The sequence below is a fragment of the Caulobacter sp. S45 genome, from assembly GCF_903642205.1.
Taxonomy (GTDB): Bacteria; Pseudomonadota; Alphaproteobacteria; order Caulobacterales; family Caulobacteraceae; genus CAHJWH01.
This window is the reverse complement of record NZ_CAHJWH010000156.1, coordinates 1-7,133: the sequence shown is the minus strand read 5'-3', so window position 1 is coordinate 7,133 and position 7,133 is coordinate 1. Positions and strand designations below refer to the sequence as shown.

At 70.2% G+C, this 7,133-nt stretch carries 7 protein-coding genes; 2 read left to right on the top strand and 5 right to left on the bottom strand.

Annotated elements, in window-relative coordinates; all coding sequences use genetic code 11:
• Together HUV06_RS13435 and HUV06_RS13430 are read right to left on the bottom strand one after the other, a co-directional pair.
• On the bottom strand, nt 1-913 hold a 913-nt coding region (locus HUV06_RS13435), incomplete at its 3' end, for an amino acid--[acyl-carrier-protein] ligase (protein WP_174301761.1).
• A 52-nt stretch (nt 914-965) separates the two neighbouring features.
• Nucleotides 966-2,156, bottom strand: coding sequence for an acyl-CoA dehydrogenase family protein (locus HUV06_RS13430; RefSeq protein ID WP_174301760.1), 1,191 nt, complete (start codon nt 2,154-2,156; stop codon nt 966-968).
• Between the two features lie 207 nt (nt 2,157-2,363).
• Here HUV06_RS13430 and HUV06_RS13425 point away from each other — a divergent pair, with 207 nt between their 5' ends.
• Nucleotides 2,364-2,636 (top strand): phosphopantetheine-binding protein, encoded by a 273-nt coding sequence (locus HUV06_RS13425; protein ID WP_217433857.1) that lies wholly within the window; start codon nt 2,364-2,366, stop codon nt 2,634-2,636.
• 19 nt (nt 2,637-2,655) lie between these two features.
• Complete coding sequence (locus HUV06_RS13420; protein ID WP_217433855.1) at nt 2,656-3,669, top strand: alpha/beta hydrolase; 1,014 nt, start codon at nt 2,656-2,658, stop codon at nt 3,667-3,669.
• Here HUV06_RS13420 and phoB read toward each other — a convergent pair.
• The 3 genes from phoB to HUV06_RS13405 all read right to left on the bottom strand — a co-directional run bounded on the left by phoB (nt 3,645) and on the right by HUV06_RS13405 (nt 6,619).
• Nucleotides 3,645-4,334: a phosphate regulon transcriptional regulator PhoB gene (phoB, locus tag HUV06_RS13415; RefSeq protein ID WP_174301758.1), complete on the bottom strand. Its 690-nt coding sequence runs from the start codon at nt 4,332-4,334 to the stop codon at nt 3,645-3,647. The genes HUV06_RS13420 and phoB overlap by 25 nt on opposite strands.
• Nucleotides 4,335-4,337: 3 nt before the next feature.
• Nucleotides 4,338-5,063, bottom strand: coding sequence for a phosphate signaling complex protein PhoU (gene phoU / locus HUV06_RS13410; RefSeq protein WP_174301763.1), 726 nt, complete (start codon nt 5,061-5,063; stop codon nt 4,338-4,340).
• 89 nt (nt 5,064-5,152) lie between these two features.
• Complete coding sequence (locus HUV06_RS13405; protein WP_254601126.1) at nt 5,153-6,619, bottom strand: cell wall metabolism sensor histidine kinase WalK; 1,467 nt, start codon at nt 6,617-6,619, stop codon at nt 5,153-5,155.
• Nucleotides 6,620-7,133: the final 514 nt, after the last annotated feature.

Below are 7,133 nucleotides of genomic sequence, written 5' to 3'. Positions count from 1 at the left end.
TCGCCCCGTGGGTGGCGAAGAGGGCCACCGCCAGGCGGTCCATGCCGAACGCGACGCAGCCGGTGTGGGCGGGCTCGCGGTCGGCCTGGTCGATGCCCCAGGTCGTGCCGAAATGGTCCTGGTGGTAGTTGAAGCTCATGCAGGCGGTGGGCTTCTCCGCCGAGATCACCGGGATCAGAAGCTCGAACTTCAGCGACTGCTGGCGCTGGGACACCGCCATCAGCTGGCCGCCACGGCCGAAGAAGGGGTCGTTGGCCACCTCCACCGTGTAGGACAGGCCGAGCTGGTCGGCGATCCCGCGCGCGGTATCCATCCAGCTCTCGCGGAAGGCGGCGATCTGCTCAGCTGAGCCGATGCGGACGTATTCGCGCATGCGGAAGGACTGGAGCCGGTCGAGATCGCGCGACGGCTCGCGGCGGAAGCAGTCGCAACCCACATCGAACAGCAGGCCATCCTCCGGCAGGGCGCCCCGGGCCGCGGCGATGGGGTAGATCGGATAGCAGCTGGCGGGCGTCAGGATCAGGTCGGCGACGTTCAGGGCGTCGGTATAGGTCCCGCCCTCCACGAAGCGGTTGACCGCGCCCCGCACCTCCGCCTCGCTGCCGTCCATGCAGCAGACGCAGCCGAGCAGGTTGGGGAAGCTCTTCAGATAGCCCGACGTCTCCAGGACGCTGCGGCTCATCACCGGCGGGAAGCGGAACACCTCGGCGGCGGGGTCGCGGTGGCGGGTGATCAGGGCGGCGAGCGCGTCGACCACCTCCTCATAGGCGCCGGTGCGGGCGTAGACGCCGTCCGCGCCCATCGGCCGGAACAGGGTGGCGGCGAGGCCCTCCAGCCGCTCGGCGGCGTAGCGGCCCCTGGTCGGGCGCTCGGGCGGGGCGACGTCATCCAGGCGGTAGGCCAGGTTGCTCATGGGAGGGACCTCTGTGTCCTGAAAGGTTGGTGCGAGGGTCAATCGACCGGGGTCAGGCGAACAGGCCGCGGGGGGTCTCGGCCATCACGGCGGAGGCGCCGAGGTTGGCCAGGATGCGGTCGTTGTTGATCATGATCGGCGCGGAGAGGATGTCGCGCAGCGCCCGGCCCTGGCTGGCGGCGCCGTCGTTGCGGTAGCCGGACAGGCCGCAGGTCCGCATGGCGCTCATCACCGCCGACAGGGCCAGCTCCGAGGCCTCCACCTTGAGAAGGGTGATCTCGGTCTGGAAGTCGAAGGCGGAGAGCGCGGCCGCATCTTCGCGGATGGCCTCGTATCGGGTCAGGGCGGCTGTCACCAAGGCGCGGAGCTGGCGGAGCTGGCCCGCCGCCCGGTTGAAGTGGGCCGCCGCCGGCGGAGTCTGGCCAGATCGCGCGGCCTTGCGGATGAACAGCCGCGCCCGCTCCACCGCGCCGGCCGCCACACCCGCCCAGACGCTGGACCAGAGCAGGTGCGCGACCGGGGTCATGGTCTGGGCGTGGATCTCGGCATAGGGCTGGGGCAGGACCTGCAACTCGTGGCCCTCCGCCGCCATGGCGAAGCCGGCGCTGCGGGTGCCGCGCATGCCGAGCGTCTCCCACGTGCTGGTCTCGGTCAGGCGGTAGTCGCCGGCGCGGAACACCACGAGCACCTGGTCCGACGGCGCGGCGTCCGGCGCGCGCCTGGCGGTGGTGACGACCGCATCGGCCTGAGCGCCGTAGGACATCACCGTGGCGGCGCGCTCCAGCCGGATGGTGGCGCCGTCGCGCTCGACGGGGGCTATGCTGTTGCGGACGTCGCCGCCGCCCTGGCCCTCGGTGGTGGAGGAGGCCAGCAGCAGCTGGCTGATCGCCAGTTCGCGCAAGAAGTCGGCGTGCCAGGCGCTGCCCTCATAGTGCTTGACCAGGCAGGCGGCCTTGATCTGGTGCATGGCGAAGATCATGGCGGTGGAGGCGCAGGCTTGGCCCAGCCGGTGGCAGACCTCGGCCAGTTCGGTGATGGAGGCGCCCTCCCCGCCCAGCCGCGCCGGGACCATGGCGCCCAGCAGCCGCTCGGCCTTCAGCGCCGCCATCGCCTCGCGCGGGAAGCGGCCGCGGACGTCCACGTCGTCGGCGTGCTCGGCGGCCACCAGGGCGACCTGCTCGGCGCGGGTGACGAGGTCCTGGGAGGCGGACAGGGCCGCCGTCTGGGTCAGCTGTATCAACATGATCGATCCCGTGTCGCCTCCGCCCGGCTGGTTCAACAAGTGTGCCAGCAAGCCCCGCCTGAACCGGCCGAACCCAAGTGAAACAAGGATGAAGCAAGATTAACCGAGATACGGCGGAAGTCGTCGGCCGGACGTTCTTCAGCCCTGCATCCCTAACCCCGTCTTTACCGCCGGCGGTATATCGCAACCGCTGTGGGGGAGTGTCGGATGTCAGCGCAGGCCATGGTCAAGCAGGACGGCGGCCAAGACAGCGTCAGGCGCGTCCTCGCCCTTGTGGACGCGATGCTGGCCAGGAAGCAGCGCCCGGCCGCGGCTCCGGACGGCGACCTGCGCGAGGCGGGGCTGAGCTCGCTGGATACCGTCAACCTGATGCTGGCGGTGGAAGGAGAGTTCGACCTGTTCCTTCCGCAGGACGAGATGACGCCGGAGAACTTCCGCAGCGCTGAGGCCATAGCTCGCCTGGTCGAACGCGTGGCCTGAAGACGGCGCGGGCGTGATCATGCCCGACGACCGCTCCGCACTCGATCCTCGCGCGGCGCGCCTGCTCCACATGCTGGAGGCCGGCGACGCGGCGACCACGAGCCGGCCCAGCCCCCTGGAACGCCGGGAGAGCCTGCGCGGCCTGGCTGACCTCGCCGCCGATCCGCCTCCCCCCGGCGTCACCTGCGAAGGGCTGTCCTGCCCCGCGGCCGATGGGGTGCGGCTCGACCTCCGCCGCTACACGCCGGAGATCGATCCCGAAGGCGCCGGCTCAGGTCCGCGCCCCGCCATGCTCTACCTGCACGGCGGCGGATGGGTGGCGGGGGACCTGGAGACCCACGCCGGCGTCTGCGGCGCCCTGGCGGCGTCCAGCGACTGCGTCGTCTTCGCCCTCGCCTACCGCCGCCCGCCCGAGCACCCCTTCCCCGGCCCGATCCGCGACGCGCTGGACGCGCTCGCCTGGCTGGCGCGCGAGGCGTCCCGGCTCGGCATCGACGCGCGGCGCCTCGTCCTTGCGGGCGATTCGGCCGGCGCCAACCTCGCCGCCGCCTGCCTCGTCGAGGAACGGGCTTCGCCGGTGGCGCTGCTGCTCTTGATCTGTCCCATCCTGGACCTCCCTCTCACGACGGGCTCGCGCGAGCGGTTCGGACATGGCTTCTTTCTCGATCACGGCCGGTTGGCGGCGGACGCGGAGGACTACCTGCAGGGCGCCGACCCGGCGGACCCGCAGGTCTCCCCCCTGAGGGCGAGGAGTCTGACGCACCTGCCACCGACCCTGATCCATGCCGCCACCTGCGATCCGTTCCGGGACGAGGCTCTGGCCTATGCCGGGCGGCTGGAGGCGGCTGGCGTGCCGGTGCGGGTCACGGTGCATCCCGGAATGATCCACTATTTCTACGCCCTGCCCCGCGCCATCCCGTTTGCGCGGAGCGCGCTGGCCGAAATCGGGACGCAGGTTAGATCGAGCTTGACGGAGGCACGGGATGCCCGAGGTCCAAAGCCGTCCGATCAGCCCTCCGCTTCCAGCGAATAGCCGGCGGACCGGACGGTTCGGATCGGATCGGTCTCCTCGTCGCGGTTCAAAGCCTTGCGAAGCCGACCGATGTGCACGTCCACCGTCCTGGCCTCGACATACACGTCCGATCCCCAGACGGAGTCCAGCAGCTGCTCGCGGGAGAAGACCCGGCCGGGGTGCTGGATCAGGTAGTCGAGCAGGCGGAACTCGGTGGGGCCGAGGTGGATCTCGCGGCCCGCCCGCTTCACCCGGTGCGCCACCCGGTCGACGATGATGTCGCCATGGTGGACCCGGTCCTCCGCCAGGCCCGGGCGGATGCGGCGGAGCACGGCGCGCAGGCGCGCGGTCAGCTCGGTCATGGAGAACGGCTTGATGACGTAGTCGTCGGCGCCGGTGTCCAGGCCCCGGATGCGGTCGCTCTCCTCGCCACGGGCGGTCAGCATGACGATGGGCACGTTGCGGGTGTCCGTGCGGCTGCGCAGGCGTCGGCACACCTCGATGCCGCTTATCTTGGGCAACATCCAGTCCAACACGATCAGGTCGGGCAGCCGCTCGTCCACCTGGACCAGGGCGTCCTCGCCATCCGCCGACAGCCGCACGGCGTAGCCCTCCTTCTCCAGGTTGTACTGGAGGAGCGTCGAGAGGGCGTCCTCGTCCTCCACAACCAGGATCTGGGGGATCACGGCCTAGAGCTCCGGCTCGGCCGGTTCCGACTTGGCGGGGCCGGACATGCCGCTCCATTTGGGCCGGTCGCCGACGATCTCCTCGCCGGTCACCTCGTAGTGGACGATCTCGGCTATGTTGGTGGCGTAGTCGCCGATGCGCTCCAGGTTCTTGGCCACGAACAGCAGGTGGGCGCAGGAGTTGATCATCCGCGGGTCGCCGATCATGTAGGTGAGCAACTCGCGGAACAGCGAGTTGTAGTGCTCGTCCACCTCCTCATCGTTCTGCCACACGTCCATGGCGCGATCGAGTTCAGCGTTGGTATAGGCGTCCAGGGCGTCCTTCAGCCGGCCGGAGACCAGCTTGCCCATGCGCTCGATGGAGCGGGTGAGCGCACTCAGCGGCTCGGCGTCGGCGATGATCAGGCCGCGCTTGGCGATGTTCTTGGCGTAGTCGCCGGTGCGTTCCAGGATCGAACTCATCTTCAGGGCCGAGACCGTGCGGCGCAGGTCCTGCGCCACCGGCTGCCGCAGCGATATGATGCGGATGGCCTTCTTCTCGATGTCGTGCTGCATGCCGTCCAAGCGACGGTCCCGGCCGACCACATCCTCGGCAATCGCCACGTCGCGGCGTGCGATCGCCTCGATCGCGTCGGCCACCTGCGCCTCAGCCAGGCCGCCCATGCGCGCGACCTCGGCCTTGAGCTGGCCGAGCTCCTCGCCGAAGAACTTCAGGGTGTGTTCGTTCATGCTCATGGCGGTGATTCCGGCCGGGCGCAGCGACACGCCTAAGTGACGCCGATTTGCAGACGACTTACGACAGGTCTACGACAGTTTCGTCACGCCGCGCGAGGCTCGTGTGAAAGGCCGGCGTCTGCTTGAGCGGTAGGGAGCAGGGTGTCCGCGCGTTGCATGGCTCGCGCTGTCATGGGCAGATAGACGCTGAAAGCTGCCCCGTGACCGGGCGCGCTCTCCACGTAGAAGCCGCCGCGGTGCCGGTTGACGATGTGCTTGACGATGGCCAGGCCCAGCCCTGTCCCCGTTCGTTCGCCGCTCTTCTGCCCCTCCACGCGATAGAAACGCTCAGTCAGGCGCGGCAGGTGCTCGCGCGCCATGCCCGGGCCGCCATCGTCCACCCGCAACAGGGCGTACCGCTCCGCTCCGTTTCGCGCGGGCGTGAGCAGCGGCATGCGGCCGCCGCTGCGCGCGCTCTGGCGGGCGTCGTCCGGCCGCGTTGCGGTGGCGCCCTCCAGCGTCAGGTTGCGGGCGACGGAAACGCGCACGAGGCCTTCGTTGGGGGCGTACTTCACCGCATTGTCGAGTAGGTTCTGCGCCACCTGGACAATCTGGTCGCGGTCGCCGACGATCTCCGCGGCCCCCGGAGGCGCAAGGTCGAACTCCACCCGCACCTGCTTGGCGGCGATCTGCGGCGCCAGCGCGTCGAGGACGTCGCCGACCGCGAGGGAAAGGTCGCACTGGCCGCCGGGGCGGATGTGCTCGTTCAGCTCGATGCGGGAGAGCGACAGCAGGTCGTCGATCAGACGGGCCATCCGTTCGGCCTGACGGCTCATGATGATCAGGAAGCGGTCGCGCGCCTCCGCATCGTCGCGGGCGTGTCCCCTCAAGGTCTCGATGAAGCCGGTGAGCGAGGCGAGCGGCGTGCGCAGCTCGTGGCTGGCGTTGGCCAGGAAGTCGGCCCGCATGCGCTCGTTGCGCCGGACGTCGGTCTCGTCGCGCATGATCACCAGGGCCAGGCGCGGGTGCCGGGCGTTGGGCGGCAGGGGCTTGGTCCAGACCCGCCAGGAGCGCTCCTGGGCGCCGCCGGTCTCATAGCTCAGCATCCGGGGTATTCTGCCGAACAGGGCTTCGTCGATCGCCTCCAGCACAGTCGGGTGGCGGAGCGCTGTGACCAGCAGGGCGCCTTCGCGCTCGATGCGCAGGAGGTCTCGCGCCTCGGCGTTGGCGAACACCACGCGCCGGCCGGCGACGTCGTCAAGGTCCTCGGCGCTGACCAGCAGCACGGGGTTGGGCGCCAGCTCCAGCGCCAGCACATAGGTCTGCACCTCCTCCGGCGGCGGAGTGGGCGGCTCGTCGGAGCTGCGGCGGAACCCGGCGTTGACGCCTGGACCTTGGCCGAACCGCCACCCCGCGACAAGACCCGCCCCCAGGATCAGCGCGGCGGCTCCCGCGCTCCATTGCAGATCGGCGCGCCCGAAGGCGGTCAGAACGCTCAGCAGCACTGCGGCGAGAAGGGCGACGCCGATAGGCGCCTTGAGCCACGGCCAGCCGCGGCCGCGACCGTTCAACCCTTGGTCGTCGACGGGAGCGTGCGGGCGCGGTGAGGGGGGGGCATGGCGTGGCATCGGCGATAGGCGAACGCGTGGGCGGGAGATGTGGTTGTGACCCTCGATGATGACGATTGCCACCGCGACTTCCGGGCCTGACACGCCAGAACCCGTCTGACACCTCCGAAGTCTTCCGAAACGCGTCTGCCGAGGCTGGTCGGGCTGAGGAGCAAGCTTGCTCTCGTGTCGAAGCCGCAACAAGGTTGCGGTCCGACCGATGGAGGCTCGCGCCCGACACCCAGGCCGGGGTCGGAACCGGCGCCCCAGGCGCGGGTTCACAAAGCGTCGGATGTGGAGCCTGGTTCATGTCGTTTGTTGCTCATCGCGGTCGCGCGCGGCAGGCCCTGCGGCGGTCGGTCCAGGGTGCCGTCGTGGGCCTGTCGCTCGCCGCGCTCTGCGCCTGCAACCGGGCGAACAGCTCGGCCAACGTGGACCGGGCGGCCGCTCACGCGGATGCGGACGCCGCGGCGGCCGA